15 protein-coding genes are annotated in these 17752 nt (G+C 63.3%); 8 read left to right on the top strand and 7 right to left on the bottom strand.

Translation table 11 applies throughout. The features are described 5' to 3' along the window. The first annotated feature begins 145 nt into the window (after positions 1-145). Positions 146-1474 (top strand): histidinol dehydrogenase, encoded by a 1329-nt coding sequence (gene hisD, locus A9971_RS15420; protein ID WP_015634167.1) that lies wholly within the window; start codon positions 146-148, stop codon positions 1472-1474. Between the two features lie 2 nt (positions 1475-1476). After that, a complete protein-coding gene (gene hisC / locus A9971_RS15415) occupies positions 1477-2529 on the top strand; it encodes a histidinol-phosphate transaminase (RefSeq protein ID WP_011059284.1) in 1053 nt (350 codons plus the stop codon). A 33-nt stretch (positions 2530-2562) separates the two neighbouring features. On the opposite strand, the gene A9971_RS15410 is transcribed toward hisC, so the two are convergent. From A9971_RS15410 to algW, 3 genes are all read right to left on the bottom strand, one after another. After that, complete coding sequence (locus A9971_RS15410) at positions 2563-3291, bottom strand: DUF4198 domain-containing protein (protein ID WP_053149033.1); 729 nt, start codon at positions 3289-3291, stop codon at positions 2563-2565. A 12-nt stretch (positions 3292-3303) separates the two neighbouring features. Continuing rightward, the gene (locus A9971_RS15405; protein ID WP_183001341.1) at positions 3304-5409 is read right to left on the bottom strand and encodes a TonB-dependent siderophore receptor; all 2106 of its coding nucleotides are present in this window, start codon (positions 5407-5409) and stop codon (positions 3304-3306) included. 85 nt (positions 5410-5494) lie between these two features. Continuing rightward, the gene (algW, locus tag A9971_RS15400) at positions 5495-6649 is read right to left on the bottom strand and encodes a Do family serine endopeptidase AlgW (protein WP_011059287.1); all 1155 of its coding nucleotides are present in this window, start codon (positions 6647-6649) and stop codon (positions 5495-5497) included. 102 nt (positions 6650-6751) lie between these two features. On the opposite strand from algW, the gene A9971_RS15395 reads away from it, so the two are divergent. From A9971_RS15395 to cysN, 3 genes are all read left to right on the top strand, one after another. After that, a complete protein-coding gene (locus A9971_RS15395) occupies positions 6752-7510 on the top strand; it encodes a Nif3-like dinuclear metal center hexameric protein (RefSeq protein ID WP_183001342.1) in 759 nt (252 codons plus the stop codon). Positions 7511-7734: 224 nt separating this feature from the next. Further along, positions 7735-8652 (top strand): sulfate adenylyltransferase subunit CysD, encoded by a 918-nt coding sequence (cysD, locus tag A9971_RS15390; protein WP_011059289.1) that lies wholly within the window; start codon positions 7735-7737, stop codon positions 8650-8652. A gap of 9 nt (positions 8653-8661) precedes the next feature. Then, positions 8662-10560, top strand: a complete 1899-nt coding sequence (gene cysN, locus A9971_RS15385; protein ID WP_183001343.1) for a sulfate adenylyltransferase subunit CysN — start codon at positions 8662-8664, stop codon at positions 10558-10560. Between the two features lie 121 nt (positions 10561-10681). On the opposite strand, the gene A9971_RS15380 is transcribed toward cysN, so the two are convergent. From A9971_RS15380 to A9971_RS15370, 3 genes are read right to left on the bottom strand one after another with little or no spacing between them, the layout of a single operon-like run. Beyond that, positions 10682-11587 carry an acyltransferase gene (locus tag A9971_RS15380; RefSeq protein WP_015634172.1) on the bottom strand — a complete coding sequence of 302 codons (906 nt, stop codon included), beginning with the start codon at positions 11585-11587 and terminating at the stop codon, positions 10682-10684. Continuing rightward, positions 11588-13687, bottom strand: coding sequence for a phosphate acetyltransferase (gene pta / locus A9971_RS15375; RefSeq protein ID WP_019096051.1), 2100 nt, complete (start codon positions 13685-13687; stop codon positions 11588-11590). A gap of 56 nt (positions 13688-13743) precedes the next feature. Beyond that, a complete protein-coding gene (locus tag A9971_RS15370; RefSeq protein ID WP_011059293.1) occupies positions 13744-14082 on the bottom strand; it encodes a DUF3565 domain-containing protein in 339 nt (112 codons plus the stop codon). Between A9971_RS15370 and A9971_RS15365 the strand changes: the two genes are divergently transcribed. From A9971_RS15365 to A9971_RS15355, 3 genes are all read left to right on the top strand, one after another. Beyond that, a complete protein-coding gene (locus tag A9971_RS15365; protein ID WP_011059294.1) occupies positions 14051-14536 on the top strand; it encodes a peptidylprolyl isomerase in 486 nt (161 codons plus the stop codon). The genes A9971_RS15370 and A9971_RS15365 overlap by 32 nt on opposite strands. Before the next feature lie 121 nt (positions 14537-14657). Next, entirely contained in the window at positions 14658-15140 is a 483-nt protein-coding gene (locus tag A9971_RS15360) for a glutathione peroxidase (protein WP_015634175.1), read from the top strand. Between the two features lie 187 nt (positions 15141-15327). After that, positions 15328-16431: an NADH:flavin oxidoreductase gene (locus A9971_RS15355; protein ID WP_011059296.1), complete on the top strand. Its 1104-nt coding sequence runs from the start codon at positions 15328-15330 to the stop codon at positions 16429-16431. Here the strand turns inward: A9971_RS15355 and A9971_RS15350 are convergent. After that, a complete protein-coding gene (locus A9971_RS15350; protein WP_183001344.1) occupies positions 16428-17708 on the bottom strand; it encodes a glycosyltransferase family 1 protein in 1281 nt (426 codons plus the stop codon). The two genes, A9971_RS15355 and A9971_RS15350, sit on opposite strands and share 4 nt — an antisense overlap. Positions 17709-17752 lie beyond the last annotated feature (44 nt).

Genomic DNA, 17752 nt, shown 5'->3' with positions numbered 1-17752 from the left:
GTGGCCTTGAGCCGCGCCCATCTATCCGCGTCATAGCCAGAATGCTCAGGTGCCCACGCGGATGGCTTGGTAGTCTTGCGGCGCCTGAGCTTTGCAAATCCAAGCTTGCCCTTTTGTGCATTCGCCAATCATTGAGGCCTTCGCTATGACCGCTCCGACTGCAATTCGCCGACTCAACGCTGCCGACCCGGATTTCGCCCGTCATCTGGATCATCTGCTGAGCTGGGAAAGTGTCTCTGACGATTCGGTCAATCAGCGGGTGCTGGACATCATCAAGGCCGTGCGCGAGCGCGGCGATGCGGCGCTGGTGGAGTTCACCCAGCGTTTCGACGGCTTGCAAGTAGCTTCCATGGCAGACCTGATCCTGCCGCGCGAGCGCCTGGAACTGGCGCTGACCCGGATCACCGTGGCCCAGCGCGAAGCCCTGGAAAAGGCCGCGGCGCGGGTGCGCAGCTACCACGAGAAGCAGAAACAGGACTCCTGGACCTACACCGAGGCCGACGGCACGGTGCTGGGCCAGAAGGTCACGCCGCTGGACCGCGCCGGGCTGTACGTACCGGGGGGCAAGGCGTCCTACCCGTCGTCGGTGCTGATGAACGCGATTCCGGCCAAGGTGGCGGGCGTTACCGAGGTGGTGATGGTGGTGCCGACCCCGCGTGGCGAGGTCAACGAACTGGTACTGGCTGCCGCCTGCATCGCCGGGGTCGATCGGGTGTTCACCATCGGCGGCGCCCAGGCCGTGGCCGCGCTGGCCTACGGCACCGAAAGCGTGCCCCAGGTGGACAAGGTTGTCGGCCCGGGCAACATCTATGTGGCCACCGCCAAGCGCCATGTGTTCGGCCAGGTCGGCATCGACATGATCGCCGGCCCGTCGGAAATCCTGGTGGTCTGCGACGGCCAGACCGACCCGGACTGGATCGCCATGGACCTGTTCTCCCAGGCCGAGCACGACGAAGACGCCCAGGCGATCCTGGTCAGCCCGGATGCCGAGTTCCTGGATAAAGTCGCGGCGAGCATCGCCAAGCTGCTGCCAACCATGGAGCGCGCACAAATCATCAACACCTCGATCAATGGCCGTGGAGCCCTGATCAAGGTCCGCGACATGCAGCAAGCCATTGAAGTGGCCAACCGCATTGCCCCCGAGCACCTGGAGCTGTCCGTGGCCGACCCGCAAGCCTGGCTGCCGCAGATCCGCCACGCCGGGGCGATCTTCATGGGCCGCCACACCAGCGAAGCGCTGGGGGATTACTGCGCCGGGCCGAACCACGTGCTGCCGACTTCCGGCACCGCGCGTTTCTCGTCGCCGCTGGGGGTGTATGACTTCCAGAAACGTTCGTCGATCATCTTCTGCTCCGAGCAGGGCGCCTCTGAACTGGGCCGCACCGCCTCGGTGCTGGCCCGTGGCGAGTCGCTGACCGCCCACGCCCGCAGTGCCGAATACCGCATCGTCGACGACCAAGATCAGGGGCAATGAACATGAGCAAATTCTGGAGTCCGTTCGTCAAGAACCTGGTGCCCTACGTGCCGGGCGAACAACCCAAGCTGACCAAGCTGGTCAAGCTCAACACCAATGAAAACCCCTATGGCCCGTCGCCCAGGGCCCTGGCGGCGATGCAGGCCGAACTCAACGACAACCTGCGCCTGTACCCGGACCCCAACAGTGACCTGCTCAAGCAGGCGGTGGCCAGTTACTACGGGGTGCAGGGTAACCAGGTGTTCCTCGGCAACGGTTCCGACGAAGTCCTGGCGCACATTTTCCACGGCCTGCTGCAGCAGGAAAAACCGCTGCTGTTCCCGGACATCAGCTACAGCTTCTACCCGGTTTACTGCGGCCTGTACGGCATCGAGCACGAAGCGGTGCCGCTGGACGAGCAGTTCCAGATCCGCGTGGCCGACTACGCCAGGCCCAACGGCGGGATCATCTTCCCCAACCCGAATGCGCCCACCGGCTGCCTGTTGGCCCTGGATGCGGTGGAGCAGATCCTCAAGGCCAGCCCGGATTCCGTGGTGGTGGTGGATGAGGCCTACATCGACTTCGGCGGCCAGACCGCCATCAGCCTGGTGGATCGCTACCCGAACCTGCTGGTGACCCAGACCCTGTCCAAGTCGCGCTCCCTGGCCGGCTTGCGAGTGGGCCTGGCGGTAGGGCACCCGGACCTGATCGAGGCCCTTGAGCGGGTCAAGAACAGCTTCAACTCCTACCCGCTGGATCGCCTGGCGATCGTCGGAGCGGCGGCGGCTTTCGAGGACCGCGAGTACTTCGCCAAGACCTGCCAGCAAGTGATCGACAGTCGCGAATGGGTGGTGGCGCAGTTGCAGGCCAAGGGGTTCGAAGTGCTGCCGTCGGCGGCCAACTTCATCTTTGCCCGCCACCCGCGGCACGACGCAGCCGGCCTGGCGGCCAAGCTGCGCGAGCAAGGGGTGATAGTGCGCCACTTCAAGCAGCAGCGGATCGCTCAGTTCCTGCGGATCAGCATCGGCACACAGGAACAGAACCAGGCGCTGATCGACGGCCTGGGCGAGCTGTAGTCCAGACGCCTGGCTTCCGAGGTGGCCGTACCTTTATTCGTGGTGCGGCTCGCCGAGGAAGGTCAGGGAGCTGAACAGTCCGCGTGACGCCACATCCGGGTTGTCCTTGAGCGCTACCTCCAGCTCTGCGGCAATCACGTTCAGGCCTTCGTTCCTCACCAGCACTTGGGCACGTCCCTGGGCATCGGTCTCGGTGCTCAGGGTGCTCGGTGCATTGCGGTAATCGCCAATCAACTTCACCCCGGCCACGGGCTGCCCATCCAGCAGCACCCGCACCGGCAGGTTTTTGCCCGGGCCGACGGTCAGCGGGTCGACTTCCGGCAGGATCACCAGCTTGAGCTGTTCCAGCTTGGGCAGCTTCGCTCCCGGTTGATAGATCGCCAGGCTGTACTTGTAGGTGTGAGTCGAGGCGATGGTCCCCGGGACCTTGCTGCGACCCTGGTTGACCCAGCGCTTGTCCGCGGTTTGCGACCAGGGGCCGTTGTCCAGTGCCACGGCCAGCACCGCCGGCGGCTTGAGCGGTTGCAGGCGTGCGTGGTCCGCCAGGCGTTGCACGGTCACCGGAATCATTCTGGCCGCGCCGTCATAGGCCCAGGCACCGCTGATTTTCTTGGCCTTGAAGGCGTCGTCTTCGGCGCCGTGGCCGTAGATCACTTCGATATTGCCGCGTCGTTGTTCGGTCCACAGGCCGTGGGCCGAGGCCTGGGTGGCGCCTAGTGTGGCGAGCAGGCCCAGCAGGGCGATGGATTTGAGGCTGTGCATGGCGGCTCTCTTCTACAGGTTGAGTGTGAGGCTGAGGGTGAAATTGCGCGGTTCGCCGGGATTGACCCAGTAGTTGCTGTAGGAGCGTTCGTAGTACTTCTCGTCGAACAGGTTGTTCAGGTTCAGGCCCAGGGTCAGGTTGTCGCTGGCCTTGTAGTGGGCCAGCAGGTCCAGGGTGCGGTAGGCGGGCAGCTCGAAGCGGCCTCCGGCCTCGCCCGAGCGGTCGCCGACATAGGTCAGGGCTGCGCCGATGTCCGAGCCCTTGAGCCGGCCGTCCTGGAATTCATAGACCCCCAGCAGGCTGGCGCTGTGCTTGGCCACGCCGAGAATGCGGCTGCCGGCGGGGATTGCCGGGTCGCCCTTGGTGACTTGCGCATCAATCAGCGCATAGGCGCCTATCACGCGCACCGCGTCGGTCAACTGGCCGCTGAACTGCAGGTCGAAGCCCTGGCTGCGGGCCTTGCCCATGGCGCGGCTGGAGTCGGTGCCGGGGTCCAGGGCCAGGACGTTTTCCTTGTCGATATGGAAGGCGGCGAGGGTGGCGCTCAAGCGCTCGTCGAACAGCTCGCTTTTGATCCCCACCTCATAGCCGACGCCTTCCTCGGGCTTGAAGGTCTTGCCGCCCGCATCCAGCCCATTGTTGGGCTTGAACGAGGTGGAGGCGTTGGCGAACAGCCCCACCTGCGGGGTCAGTTGGTAGAGCAGGCCGGCGCGCTGGGTCAGGGCATCGTGGTTCTGGCGGCTGCGCTTGCCGGTGGTGTGGTCGTCGATCTTTTGCTCGAAGTGTTCAAAGCGGGCGCCGACCATGCCTCGCAGGCGGTCAGTGAAGATGATCTGGTCCTGCAGGTTGAGGGCCTGGCTTTCGACATGCTCGAAAAAGTCCGTGCCAGAGCGTTTGCCGTTGGGCTTGGCCTGACCGTAGATCGGGTCGTAGATATCGATGGCATAGGCGCCGCCGGCAATGCTGGTGACCCGCTCGTTCTTGCGGTAGTTCTCGTATTCGCTGCCGATCAGCAGTTCATGCTGCCAACTGCCGAGGTCGAACAGGCCGCGCAGTTCCAGCTGGGTGATGCTGTCATGCCAGTTGTTGTCCCGCTCGCGGTAGCGCCGGTTGACCGTGTGCCGGTCGGCGTTCAGCGGTCGGGTTTCGGAGGCGAAGCCCCAGAGTTTGCCTTCCTTGTAGTGGCTGGCCAGACGCAGTTTCCAGCTGTCATTGAGGTGGTGTTCCAGGGTGGCCTGGAGCATGTTGTTGTGGTTGTCGATGTTGCCGTCATCGGGTTCGCCGAGGAAGGTCGAGCGGGAGACGCCGCTCCAGCGATTGTTCGGGGCCACGATGCCGCGGTCGAAGGTCGAGCTGTGGCGCACCCATTCGCTTTCCAGCAGCAGGCTGGTGTCCGGGTTCAACTGCCAGCTTAAGGAGGGCGCGACGAACACCCGGCGGCTGTCCACGTGGTCGCGAAAGCTGTGGTTGTCCTCCACGGCCAGGTTGACTCGGGACAGCAGGTTACCCTGGGCATCCAGCGGGGTGTTGAGGTCCAGGGCGGTGCGGTAGCGGTCCCAGCTGCCAGCGCTGGTCTGCAAGGTCGCGAAGGCTTCGGGCTGGGGTTTCTTGGTGACGATATTCACCGTGCCGCCGGGATCGCCACGGCCATAGAGGCTGGCGGCCGGCCCCTTGAGCACTTCGATGCGCTCGACAGTGGCGGCGTCCGGGGTGCTGGGGTAGCCGCGGTTGGCGCTGAAGCCGTCCTTGTAGAACTCCGAGGTGGTGAAGCCGCGCACGCTGTATTCATACAGGGTCAGCCCGCCGAAGTTGTTCTGCTTGGAAACCCCGCCGGCAAACTCCAGGGCGCGTTCGACGTTGTTGCTGCCCAGGTCCTTGAGCACGCTGGCGGGGATCACGCTGATGGATTGGGGAATGTCGCGGATCGCCGTATCGGTCTTCGTCGCGCTGGCCGAGCGTGTGGCCCGATAGCCCTTGACCGGGTCCGTGGCGGATTCGTATTCGGTGCTGATACGGGTGGTTTCAAGTTCCAGCGGCTCAGGTTCTTTGGCCAGCAGCGGATCTGCCAGCAGGCCCAGGGTCAGGCCTGCCAAGGGGAGGATTCTTCGGGACGTCATGGGGCTGTTCCAATAGCGATATTGAAACAATATAACATGACTAATGAGAATGTATGCTGTTAGCCCGGCATGGCCGGGCCCAGCTTCACTCTTCTTCTTTGACGGGCGCGGGCGGTGGTCGCAGGCCGATTTCTGCCGTCAGTTTGAGTTCCTTGCCGTTGCGCATGACCAGGATCGAGACTTTGTCCGTCGGTTTGATCCGCGCCACCTGGTTCATCGAACGCCGGCCGTCGCCGGCAGGTTCGCCATCGATACTGAGGATCACGTCACCCAGTTGCATCCCGGCTTTCTGCGCCGGGCCGTCGCGGAAGATCCCCGCCACCACGATTCCCGGGCGCCCGGCCAGGCCGAAGGACTCTGCCAGCTCCTGGGTCAAGGGTTGCACTTCGATCCCCAGCCAGCCGCGGATGACCTGGCCGTGCTCGATGATCGACTTCATCACTTCCATGGCCAGCTTGATCGGGATCGCAAAACCGATGCCCTGGGAGCCGCCGGACTTGGAGAAGATCGCGGTGTTGATCCCGGTCAGGTTGCCGTTGGCGTCCACCAGGGCGCCACCGGAGTTGCCCGGGTTGATGGCGGCGTCGGTCTGGATGAAGTCTTCGTAGTTGTTCAGGCCCAGCTGGTTGCGCCCGGTGGCACTGATGATGCCCATGGTCACGGTCTGGCCGACCCCGAACGGGTTGCCGATGGCCAGCGCGACGTCGCCGACGCGGACGTTTTCCGAACGGCCGACGGTGATCGAAGGCAGGTTCTTCAAGTCGATCTTGAGCACCGCCAGGTCGGTTTCCGGATCGCTGCCGATCACCCGGGCCAGGGTCTCGCGACCGTCCTTGAGGGCCACCACTATTTGCTCGGCACCGGAGGTCACATGGTTGTTGGTCAGCAGGTAGCCCTCGGGGCTCATGATCACCCCCGAGCCCAGGCTCGATTCCATGCGCTGCTGCTTGGGCAGGTTGTCGCCGAAGAAGCGCCGGAACTGCGGGTCTTCAAAGAGCGGGTGAGCCGGCTTGTTGATGACCTTGGTGGTGTACAGGTTGACCACCGCGGGCGCGGCGATCACCACGGCGTCGGCGTAGGACACCGGCCCCTGTTGCGTGCTGGTGGTTTGCGGGGCTTGCTGCAGATTGACGTCGAGGCTGGGCAGGCCCACCCATTGCGGGTAGCGCTGGATAATCAACAACGCGATAAGCACGCCGGCCAGTAGCGGCCAGCCAAAAAAACGCAGAGCCTTGAGCATTGAGCAAGTCCTGGGTGGTTACGAAGGGCTGCGCACGGCCCATAATGTCGCGCATTATACGAGGCCGCGCGTGCCTCTGAACGGGATATTTAGGAGTCTTTTATGGCCGTTGCCCTGAGCACACTGGTGGAAGAAGCGGACCGTTACCTGGGCAGTTCACGTATTGCCGATTACTGCCCCAATGGCCTGCAGGTCGAAGGGCGCCCGCAGGTGATGCGCATCGTCAGTGGCGTGACCGCCAGCCAGGCGTTGCTGGACGCTGCGGTGGAGGCCAAGGCCGACCTGGTGCTGGTGCATCACGGCTACTTCTGGAAGGGCGAGAACCCCTGCATCACCGGCATGAAGCAGCGTAGGCTGAAAACCCTGCTCAAGCACGACATCAGCCTGCTGGCCTATCACCTGCCCCTGGACCTGCACCCGGAAGTGGGCAACAACGTGCAACTGGCCCGTCAGCTGGACATCACCGTGGAAGGCCCGCTGGACCCGGAAAACCCCAAGGTCGTCGGCCTGGTGGGTTCCCTCAGCGAGCCGATGACCGCGCGGGACTTTGCCCGCCGGGTGCAAGAGGCAATGGGGCGAGAGCCGCTGCTGATCGAAGGCAGCGAGATGATCCGTCGGGTCGGCTGGTGCACCGGTGGCGGCCAGGGCTACATCGACCAGGCGGTGCAGGCCGGCGTCGACCTGTACCTCAGTGGCGAAGCCTCGGAGCAGACCTTCCACTGTGCCCGGGAAAACGACATCAGCTTCATTGCCGCCGGCCATCACGCCACCGAGCGTTATGGCGTCCAGGCCCTGGGTGACTACCTGGCTCGGCGCTTCGCCCTGGAGCACCTGTTCATCGATTGCCCCAACCCCATCTGACCCCCGGCAGGAGCCGGCTTGCCGGTCAGCCCGAAGGTGCGCTTGAAAGCGCCTGTGCTGGCAAGCCAGCTCCCGCAGAGTGGCGCTTGGGGCCTAACGGAGCGGTATATTCATATACCGTTTCGTTCTAGTTGGCTCCCTGATTAGAAGCAGGTCGCTGTGCTAGCATGCCCCGCTCGAACACGGCCCGATGGCCGTCCATAAGAAAGCTTTCGTGAGTAGCCATGGTCGACAAACTGACGCATCTGAAACAGCTGGAGGCGGAAAGCATCCACATCATCCGCGAGGTGGCCGCCGAGTTCGACAACCCGGTGATGCTGTACTCCATCGGTAAAGACTCCGCCGTGATGTTGCATCTGGCTCGCAAGGCGTTCTTCCCCGGCAAGCTGCCGTTCCCGGTGATGCACGTCGATACCCAGTGGAAATTCCAGGAAATGTACAAGTTCCGCGACCGCATGGTCGAAGAGCTGGGCCTGGACCTGATCACCCACGTCAACCCGGATGGCGTGGCCCAGGGCATCAACCCTTTCACCCACGGCAGTGCCAAGCACACCGACATCATGAAGACCGAGGGCCTCAAGCAGGCTCTGGACAAACATGGTTTTGACGCCGCGTTCGGCGGTGCCCGCCGCGATGAAGAGAAGTCCCGCGCCAAGGAGCGCGTCTACTCGTTCCGCGACAGCAAGCACCGCTGGGACCCGAAGAACCAGCGCCCCGAGCTGTGGAACGTCTACAACGGCAAGGTCAACAAGGGCGAGTCGATCCGTGTGTTCCCGCTGTCCAACTGGACCGAGCTGGACATCTGGCAGTACATCTACCTCGAAGGCATCCCGATCGTGCCGCTGTACTTCGCCGCCGAGCGTGAAGTGATCGAGAAGAACGGCACCCTGATCATGATCGATGACGAGCGCATCCTCGAGCATCTGTCCGATGAAGAGAAAGCCCGCATCGTCAAAAAGAAAGTACGTTTCCGTACCCTTGGCTGCTACCCGTTGACGGGCGCGGTGGAGTCCGAGGCCGAGAGCCTGACGGACATCATCCAGGAAATGCTCCTGACGCGAACTTCCGAGCGCCAGGGCCGGGTCATCGACCACGATGGCGCCGGCTCAATGGAAGACAAGAAACGTCAAGGTTATTTCTAAGGGGCTGTCATGTCGCATCAATCTGATTTGATCAGCGAGGACATCCTCGCGTACCTGGGCCAGCACGAACGCAAGGAGCTGCTGCGCTTTTTGACCTGCGGTAACGTCGACGACGGCAAGAGCACCCTGATCGGGCGCCTGCTGCACGACTCGAAGATGATCTACGAAGATCATCTGGAAGCCATCACCCGGGACTCGAAGAAGGTCGGCACCACCGGTGACGACATCGACCTGGCGTTGCTGGTCGACGGCCTGCAGGCCGAGCGTGAGCAGGGCATCACCATCGATGTCGCCTACCGCTATTTCTCCACCGCCAAGCGCAAGTTCATCATCGCCGACACCCCCGGCCATGAGCAGTACACCCGCAACATGGCCACCGGTGCATCCACCTGTGACCTGGCGATCATCCTGGTGGACGCCCGCTACGGCGTGCAGACCCAGACCCGTCGCCACAGCTTCATCGCCTCCCTGCTGGGGATCAAGCACATCGTCGTGGCCATCAACAAGATGGACCTCAAGGACTTCGATGAGGGCGTGTTCGAGTCGATCAAGGCCGACTACCTGAAGTTTGCCCAGGGCCTGAAGCTGCAGCCCACCAGCCTGCACTTCGTACCGATGTCGGCGCTCAAGGGCGACAACGTGGTGAACAAGAGCGAGCGTTCGCCCTGGTACACCGGCCAGTCGCTGATGGAAATCCTCGAGACCGTGGAAGTGGCCGGCGACCGCAACTTCACCGACCTGCGTTTCCCGGTGCAGTATGTCAACCGTCCGAACCTGAACTTCCGTGGTTTTGCCGGCACCCTGGCCAGCGGCATCGTGCACAAGGGCGACGAGATCGTCGTGTTGCCGTCGGGCAAGAGCAGCCGGGTCAAGTCCATTGTCACCTTCGAAGGTGAACTGGAACAGGCCGGCCCGGGCCAGGCCGTGACCCTGACCATGGAAGATGAAATCGATATCTCCCGCGGCGACCTGCTGGTGCATGCCGACAACGTGCCGCCGGTCACCGACAGCTTCGAAGCCATGCTGGTATGGATGGCCGAAGAGCCGATGCTGCCGGGCAAGAAGTACGACATCAAGCGCGCCACCAGCTATGTGCCGGGCTCGATTGCCAGCATCCATCACAAGGTCGATGTGAACACCCTGGAAGAGGGCGCGGCCAGCGCGCTGCAACTGAACGAGATCGGCAAGGTCAAGATCAGCCTCGACGCGCCGATTGCCCTGGATGGTTACGAAAGCAATCGCACCACCGGTGCTTTCATCGTCATCGACCGCTTGACCAACGGCACCGTCGGCGCCGGCATGATCATCGCCCAGCCGGTGGCCCATGGCAGCGTCACCCAACACGGCAAGCTGGCTCATGTAGCCACCGAAGAGCGTGCCCAGCGTTTCGGCCAGCAACCGGCTACCGTGCTGTTCAGCGGCCTGTCGGGTGCGGGCAAGAGCACCCTGGCCTACGCGGTCGAGCGCAAGCTGTTCGACATGGGGCGCGCGGTGTATGTGCTCGATGGCCAGAACCTGCGACATGACCTGAACAAGGGCCTGCCCCAGGACCGTGCCGGGCGTACCGAGAACTGGCGGCGCGCGGCCCATGTGGCCCGTCAGTTCAACGAAGCCGGGCTGCTGACCCTGGCGGCGTTCGTGGCACCGAGTGCCGAAGGGCGCGAGCAGGCCAAGGACCTGATCGGCAAGGAGCGTCTGCTGACGGTCTACGTCCAGGCATCGCCTGCGGTGTGCGCCGAGCGTGATCCGCAGGGCCTGTACGCGGCCGGCGGGGATAACATCCCGGGCGAGTCCTTCCCCTATGACGTGCCGCTGAATGCCGATCTGGTGATCGACACCCAGTCGCTGTCGCTGGAAGAAAGCGTCAAGCAGGTGCTGGACCTGTTGCGCAGCCGCGGCGCGATCTAAGCCATAGCAAAAAAGCCCGCAGCCGAGTGATCGGCTGCGGGCTTTTTTGTGCGCTTCAGATAGCGTTCGCCGGTAAGTAGGGTGCAGACCCGCAGGAGCTGGCTTGCCAGCGAAAAGGCCCTCAGGGTCTTGCCGGATACTCCCGATGCAGCGTTTCGAGCAGCGCATCCTTGTCCAGCCACTGCTGGTTGATCCAGCCCTGGAATTCCTGGCGATAGGCCGTGTCCTGCTCGTAGTTCTTGCCAAGGAACTGCGCCGGGATCTGCACCTCTTCGAAACGCACCACCACATCCTTGACCCTGCCGCACAGCAGGTCCCAGAAACCGGGGCGGCCCGCCGGGTAGTGGATGGTCACATCGATGATCGACTGCAGTTGCTCGCCCATTGCATCCAGGACAAAGGCGATGCCGCCGGCCTTGGGCTTGAGCAGGTAGCGGAACGGCGATTGCTGCTGGGCGTGCTTGGCGTCGGTAAAGCGCGTGCCCTCGACGAAGTTGAAGATGCCCACCGGGTTGTTGCGAAACTTCGCACAGGTCTTGCGCGTGGTTTCCAGGTCCTTGCCTTTCTTTTCCGGGTGCTTCTCCAGGTACGCCTTGGAGTAGCGCTTCATGAACGGAAAGCCCAGGGCCCACCAGGCCAGACCAATCACCGGCACCCAGATCAGCTCCTGCTTGAGGAAGAACTTCAGGGGGCGGATACGCCGGTTGAGCACGTACTGCAGGACCATGATGTCGACCCAGCTCTGGTGGTTGCTGGTGACCAGGTAGGAGTGCTGGTAATCCAGGCCTTCCAGGCCCTGCACGTGCCAACGGGTACGGCATACCAACTGCATCCAGGCCTTGTTGTTGCTGATCCAGGCTTCGTGGGTGTGGTTCATCAGCCACAGGCTCAAGCGCTGGGTGAGGGCGAACGGCAGGGCCTTGACCAACGCCACGCAGAACAGGAACGAGCACAGCAGGATGGTGTTCAGCGCCAACAGGAGCGAGGCGATGATTCCGCGCACCACGGCAGGTAGGAATTCCAGCATTTAGACATCCATAGGTCGGTTGGCGGCTTGAATCGCGGTAAGGGCGATGGTGTAGACGATGTCGTCCACCTGGGCGCCCCGGGGCAGGTCGTTCACCGGTTTGCGCAGGCCTTGCAGCATCGGCCCCAGGCTCACGCAATCGGCGCTGCGTTGCACCGCCTTGTGGGTGGTGTTGCCGGTGTTGAGGTCAGGGAACACGAAGACCGTGGCCTTGCCCGCGACCTGGCTGTTGGGGGCCAGTTGCCGGGCGACGTTTTCGTTGGCCGCGGCGTCGTATTGCAACGGCCCGTCGATCAGCAGCGAACGCTGGGCTTCGTGGGCCAGCAGAGTGGCTTCGCGAACTTTCTCCACTTCCTCGCCGCTGGCCGAGTCGCCGCTGGAGTAGCTGATCATCGCCACGCGCGGGGTGATACCGAAGGCGGCTGCCGAGTCGGCGCTCTGCAGGGCGATTTCCGCCAGCTCGCTGGCGCTGGGGTGCGGGTTCATCACGCAGTCGCCATACACCAGCACTTCCTCGGGGAACAGCATGAAGAACACCGAGGACACCAGGCTGCAGCCCGGCGCGGTCTTGATCAACTGCAGGGCCGGGCGGATGGTGTTGGCAGTGGAGTGGATGACCCCGGAAACCAGGCCATCGACTTCATCCAGGGCCAGCATCACCGTGCCGATCACCACCGGATCTTCCAGCTGCTGCTCGGCCATGGGAGCGTTGAGGCTCTTGCTCTTGCGCAGGGCCACCATGGGCTCCACATAGCGTTGGCGAATCAGGTCCGGGTCGAGAATCTCCAGGCCTTCGGGCAGTTCGATGCCCTGGGCCCGGGCCACCGCGTGCACGTCCTCGGGCTTGGCCAGCAGCACGCAGCGGGCGATGCCTCGGGCCTGGCAGATGGCGGCGGCCTGCACGGTCAGCGGCTCGCTGCCTTCGGGCAGGACGATACGCTTGTTGGCCTGCTGGGCGCGCTGGATCAACTGGTAGCGGAACACCGCAGGTGACAGGCGCATTTCCCGTGGGGTGCCGCAGCGCTGGTGCAGCCAGTTGGCGTCCAGGTGACTGGCGACGAAGTCGGTGATGATTTCCGCGCGCTCGCGGTCATCGATGGGAATTTCCTTGTTCAGGCCATTGAGCTGGTTGGCGGTGTCGTAGGATCCGGTGCTCACCGAAAGCACTGGCAGGCCGGCGTTCAGGGCGCCCCGGCAGAGCTCCATGATCCGCGGGTCGGGCAGGGTGTCGCTGGTCAGCAGCAGGCCGGCCAGGGGCACACCGTTGATGGCCGCCAGGCTCACGGCGAGGATGATGTCGTCACGGTCGCCCGGGGTCACCACCAGCACGCCGGGCTTGAGCAGTTCCACGGTGTTGCGCATGGTGCGGGCGCAAATGATGATCTTGGTCATGCGCCGGCTTTCGTAGTCGCCGGCGTTGAGCACCTGGGCGCCCATTAGGTCGGCCACGTCCCGGGTACGCGGGGCATTGAGCTCCGGCTGGAAGGGGATGCACCCCAGCAGGCGGAAGTCGCCGCTGCGCAGCAAGGGCGAATGTTCCTTCAAGCGCGCGGAAAACGCCTCCATGCTTTCGTCGGTGCGCACCTTGTTGAGGATCACCCCCAGCACTTTCGGGTCCCGCGGGCCGCCGAACAGCTGCGCTTGCAACTCGACCCGTCCGGACAGCTCGGTGAGCACTTCGTTTTCCGGGGCGGATACCAGGATCACCTCGGCATCCAGGCTTTTTGCCAGGTGCAGGTTGACCCGGGCGGCATAGCTGGCGCTGCGGGTCGGCACCATGCCTTCGACGATCAATACATCCTTGCCGATGGCCGCCTGCTGGTAGAGGGTGATGATTTCTTCCAGCAACTCATCCAGCTGGCCGTCGCCGAGCATCCGCTCCACATGGGCCAGGCCCAGGGGTTGTGGCGGTTTCAGGCCATGGGTGCGCGCCACCAGTTCGGTGGAACGCTCGGGGCCGGTGTCACCGGGGTGAGGTTGGGCTATGGGTTTGAAGAAGCCGACCTTGAGGCCAGCCCGTTCCAGCGTACGCACCAGCCCGAGGCTGATGGAGGTCAGACCCACTCCAAAATCGGTGGGCGCGATGAAAAAAGTTTGCATGCGAATTCTCAGAAGGTGCATGGCAAAGGCGACGGTCTTTGGCCGTCTGCCTGAAGTCAGGCGCTAAGGTTATCGTTATCCGGGGCTTGAGCACACCAGCCGCAGGCAAAGCGCTGGCCTATTTTTTTGGCTCGCAACTGCGGCTCCAGGACCCAGGCCCGGGACTGCCAGGGCGGTTGGTGGCGCAGGTGCTGGGTATGCCCGCAGGACAGTTCAGCCACCCAATGGCCTTCTTCATCCTGGTGAAAACCGCAGATTGTCGAGTGATTTTTCACGTTCCGTTGGTCCGGGTTCCGTTCGCTTTCGAGCGATTGCTTCGCTAAACTTGGACGTTCTTCATTCTTATGCAAAAGGTCCCGCCCCATGCTGATCGCCGCCAATAAGGCTGTCTCCATCGACTATACCCTCACCAACGACGCTGGTGAGGTCATCGACAGCTCTGCCGGCGGCGCCCCGCTGGTTTACCTGCAAGGCGCAGGTAACATCATTCCTGGTCTGGAAAAGGCCCTGGAAGGCAAGCAAGTTGGTGACGAACTGAAAGTCTCCGTAGAACCTGAAGATGCCTACGGCGAATACGCTGCCGAATTGGTCAGCACCCTGAGCCGCAGCATGTTCGAAGGCGTCGACGAACTGGAAGTGGGCATGCAGTTCCACGCTTCCGCTCCGGACGGCCAGATGCAGATCGTGACCATCCGTGACCTGGACGGCGACGACGTTACCGTCGACGGCAACCACCCGCTGGCCGGTCAGCGCCTGAATTTCCAGGTCAAGATCGTTGCCATCCGTGACGCCAGCCAGGAAGAAATCGCTCATGGTCACGTCCATGGCGAAGGTGGCCATCACCACTGATTTTCTGCGCTAAGCTCAAGCTTACTGGAGAGGCGCCCGAGGGCGCCTTTTTAGTCCGCGGCTTTTGGCTGTACTGTCGAGAGGCTGTTTTCTGTAAGAACACAGGAATTTGGAGTTCGTCATGAGTGCTTTTCACGACCTTAAATTGAAAGCCCTGGATGGTCAGGAGCTGCCGCTCGCGCCCTTCAAGGGGCACGTCGTGCTGGTGGTCAACGTCGCCTCCAAATGTGGTCTGACACCACAATATGCGGCGCTGGAGAATCTCTACCAGCAATACAAGGCCCAGGGATTCAGCGTGCTGGGGTTGCCTTGCAACCAGTTCGCCGGGCAGGAACCGGGCACCGAGCAGGAGATCCAGGAATTTTGCAGCCTCAACTACGGGGTGACCTTTCCCTTGAGCAGCAAACTGGACGTGAACGGTCCCGAGCGCCATCAGCTGTACCGCCTGCTGGCGGGCGAAGGCGCCGAGTTTCCCGGGGACATCACCTGGAACTTCGAGAAATTCCTATTGGGCAAGGACGGTCGGGTACTGGCGCGTTTCTCGCCGCGTACCGCTCCCGATGATCCGACAGTGATCCAGGCGATTGAAAAAGCCTTGAGCTGAACCCGCGCCGGGCCCTTGTTTAACGCCGCTTCAATGCGGCGTTTTTGCATCTAAATCACTCAAATCAATAATGCTGTGCAGCGCATTGAGGGGGGAATATTATCCTCATCATAAGTGCGCCGGGGCCGGTACCCGGCGCAGTCTTGTGCGTCGGATATCGACTCAAGCCTTTTTCTCGGAGCGCAGCATGCCTGTTCAAGCCTTGTTCAAACCCTTTCAACTCGGCGCGCTGGAACTGCCGACCCGCGTGGTGATGGCACCAATGACCCGGTCGTTTTCCCCCGGTGGCGTGCCCAACTCCAAGGTCATCGAGTATTACCGCCGCCGCGCTGCTGCGGGTGTCGGCCTGATCATTACCGAGGGCACCACGGTGGGTCACCAGGCTGCCAATGGTTACCCCAATGTGCCGCAGTTCCATGGCGAGGCGGCCCTGGCCGGCTGGAAGAAGGTGGTGGATGCGGTCCACGCCGAAGGCGGCAAGATCGTCCCGCAACTCTGGCATGTGGGGAATGTGCGGCGCCTGGGCACCGAGCCGGACGCCAGCGTGCCCGGCTACGGCCCGACCGAGAAGCTCAAGGACGGCAAGGTGCTGGTGCACGGCATGACCCACCAGGACATCCAGGAGGTGATCGCAGCCTTCGCCCAGGCCGCCAAGGATGCCCAGAGCATCGGCATGGACGGCGTGGAGATCCATGGCGCCCATGGTTACCTGGTGGACCAGTTCTTCTGGGAAGGCACCAACCAGCGTACCGATGAATACGGTGGCGACCTGGCCCAGCGCTCGCGCTTCGCCATTGAGCTGATCCAGGCCGTACGGGCTGCCGTCGGTCCGGATTTCCCGATCATCCTGCGTTTTTCCCAGTGGAAGCAACAGGACTACAGCGCGCGCCTGGTGCAGACCCCGGAAGCTCTGGAGGCCTTCCTCAAGCCGCTGGCGGATGCCGGTGTGGATATCTTCCACTGCTCGACCCGCCGCTTCTGGGAGCCTGAGTTCGAAGGTTCCGACCTCAACCTGGCGGGCTGGACTCGCAAACTCACCGGCAAGCCCACCATCACCGTGGGCAGCGTCGGCCTGGACGGCGAGTTCCTGCAGTTCATGGTCAACACCGACAAGGTGGCGCAGCCGGCCAGCCTGGAAAACCTGCTGCAGCGTCTGAACAACGACGAGTTCGATCTGGTGGCCGTGGGCCGTGCACTGCTGGTGGATCCGGATTGGGCGCAGAAAGTCCGTGAAGGTCGCGAGCAGGACATCCTGCCGTTCAGCCGTGACGCGCTGACGACCCTGGTTTAACTGCCTGCTCCGGGCGGCGAGGGGGGCAGCTCCCTTGCCGTGCCGAGTGTCTCCACGGCGCTGCGGGGTTTGACCGTCGCTTCGATAAGCCCTTCGTAATCCTCGGCCGGCCCGTGCTCGCAGGCACTGCGCAGGCGATCTTCAAACTGCTCGATAACCGCGGCCCAGCCCTGGCGGCTGGCATGCTGGCGGGCGTTGAGGCGTACCCGGCGCAAGGTTTCCGGTTCTTCCAGCAGCCAGCTGGCAGCGTCGCAGAAGGCGCTTTCGTCGCCGGGCATGGCCAGCACGCCGTTGTAGCCATGGCGGATATGCTGGGCTGCGGCAGCCTGATCGTAGGCCACCACCGCGAGCCCCGAGGCCAGAGCCTCCAGCACCACGTTGCCGAAGGTTTCGGTGAGGCTGGGAAACAGGAACAGATCCCCGCAGGCGTAGAGGGCGGCCAGGGCTTCGCCCCGCTGGCTGCCACAGAACAGGGCCTCGGGCAGGCTTTTTTCCAGAGCCCCACGTTGCGGGCCGTCACCCACCACGATCAGCTTCATCCTGCGCTGTGGATAAGTCGCCTGCAGGCGTTCGAAGCAGCGCTTGAGCAAGCCCAGGTTCTTCTCCTGCGCCAGGCGCCCAACGTGGATCACCGCCAGGTCATCGGCGCCCAGGCCCCAGTCGGCCCGCAGCGTATCGAGCCGCTTGGCCGGGTGGAAGAGCTGGCTGTCGACGCCCCGGGACAGCAGGGCCAGGCGTTCGAAATGTCGGCGCTCCAGCTCCAGGTGCTGGCTGGCGCTGGGTACCAGGGTCAGTTGCGAGCGGTTGTGGAACCAGCGCAGATAGTGGGTCAGCAGGCGGGTCAGCAAACCCAGGCCATATTGGCTGGAGTACTGCTGGAAGTTGGTGTGAAAGCCGCTGACCACGGAGATTCCCAGGCGCTTGGCGGCCCGCAGCGCAGACAGCCCCAGCGGCCCCTCGGTGGCGATGTAGAGCACGTCCGGGCGCTGGCGCTTCCAGCGTCGCAGCAGCTTGTGCATCGACGACTGGCCCCATTGCAGCCCCGGGTAGCCCGGCAGCGGCCAGCCCCGGCACAGCAGCAGGGCTTCGTCGCTGGCCCGGCTCTGGTCGCAACCCTGGCGCGGGCGCACCAGCTCAACCTGATGCCCACGGGCGCGCAGGCCCTCGCAGAGGCGGCCAAGGGTATTGGCCACGCCATTGATTTCCGGTGGGAAGGTTTCAGTGATGAGGGTGATATGCAGAGCTGTCGTCATGGCCTCAGTGTCGGCTGAGGCCATGTCGCCATTGTGACCTTGCGATGATGGATTTATGACGCCCCGGC

The organism is Pseudomonas sp. UME65, assembly GCF_014170225.1.
Classification (GTDB): Bacteria; Pseudomonadota; Gammaproteobacteria; order Pseudomonadales; family Pseudomonadaceae; genus Aquipseudomonas; species Aquipseudomonas protegens.
The sequence above is the reverse complement of the archived record's forward strand: the minus strand, read 5'-3'. Positions and strand labels throughout refer to the sequence as shown.

What these genes read in the sequence shown, in the direction of transcription:
- A9971_RS15410 (WP_053149033.1), bottom strand. Translation starts at nt 3,291, where the DNA reads ATGCACAGCCTCAAATCCATCGCCCTGCTGGGCCTGCTCGCCACACTA.
- A9971_RS15395 (WP_183001342.1), top strand. Translation starts at nt 6,752, where the DNA reads ATGGCCGTTGCCCTGAGCACACTGGTGGAAGAAGCGGACCGTTACCTG.
- A9971_RS15405 (WP_183001341.1), bottom strand. Translation starts at nt 5,409, where the DNA reads ATGACGTCCCGAAGAATCCTCCCCTTGGCAGGCCTGACCCTGGGCCTG.
- A9971_RS15365 (WP_011059294.1), top strand. Translation starts at nt 14,051, where the DNA reads ATGCTGATCGCCGCCAATAAGGCTGTCTCCATCGACTATACCCTCACC.
- A9971_RS15350 (WP_183001344.1), bottom strand. Translation starts at nt 17,708, where the DNA reads ATGGCCTCAGCCGACACTGAGGCCATGACGACAGCTCTGCATATCACC.
- pta (WP_019096051.1), bottom strand. Translation starts at nt 13,687, where the DNA reads ATGCAAACTTTTTTCATCGCGCCCACCGATTTTGGAGTGGGTCTGACC.
- A9971_RS15360 (WP_015634175.1), top strand. Translation starts at nt 14,658, where the DNA reads ATGAGTGCTTTTCACGACCTTAAATTGAAAGCCCTGGATGGTCAGGAG.
- cysN (WP_183001343.1), top strand. Translation starts at nt 8,662, where the DNA reads ATGTCGCATCAATCTGATTTGATCAGCGAGGACATCCTCGCGTACCTG.
- A9971_RS15355 (WP_011059296.1), top strand. Translation starts at nt 15,328, where the DNA reads ATGCCTGTTCAAGCCTTGTTCAAACCCTTTCAACTCGGCGCGCTGGAA.
- A9971_RS15380 (WP_015634172.1), bottom strand. Translation starts at nt 11,587, where the DNA reads ATGCTGGAATTCCTACCTGCCGTGGTGCGCGGAATCATCGCCTCGCTC.
- hisC (WP_011059284.1), top strand. Translation starts at nt 1,477, where the DNA reads ATGAGCAAATTCTGGAGTCCGTTCGTCAAGAACCTGGTGCCCTACGTG.
- hisD (WP_015634167.1), top strand. Translation starts at nt 146, where the DNA reads ATGACCGCTCCGACTGCAATTCGCCGACTCAACGCTGCCGACCCGGAT.
- algW (WP_011059287.1), bottom strand. Translation starts at nt 6,649, where the DNA reads ATGCTCAAGGCTCTGCGTTTTTTTGGCTGGCCGCTACTGGCCGGCGTG.
- A9971_RS15370 (WP_011059293.1), bottom strand. Translation starts at nt 14,082, where the DNA reads ATGGAGACAGCCTTATTGGCGGCGATCAGCATGGGGCGGGACCTTTTG.
- cysD (WP_011059289.1), top strand. Translation starts at nt 7,735, where the DNA reads ATGGTCGACAAACTGACGCATCTGAAACAGCTGGAGGCGGAAAGCATC.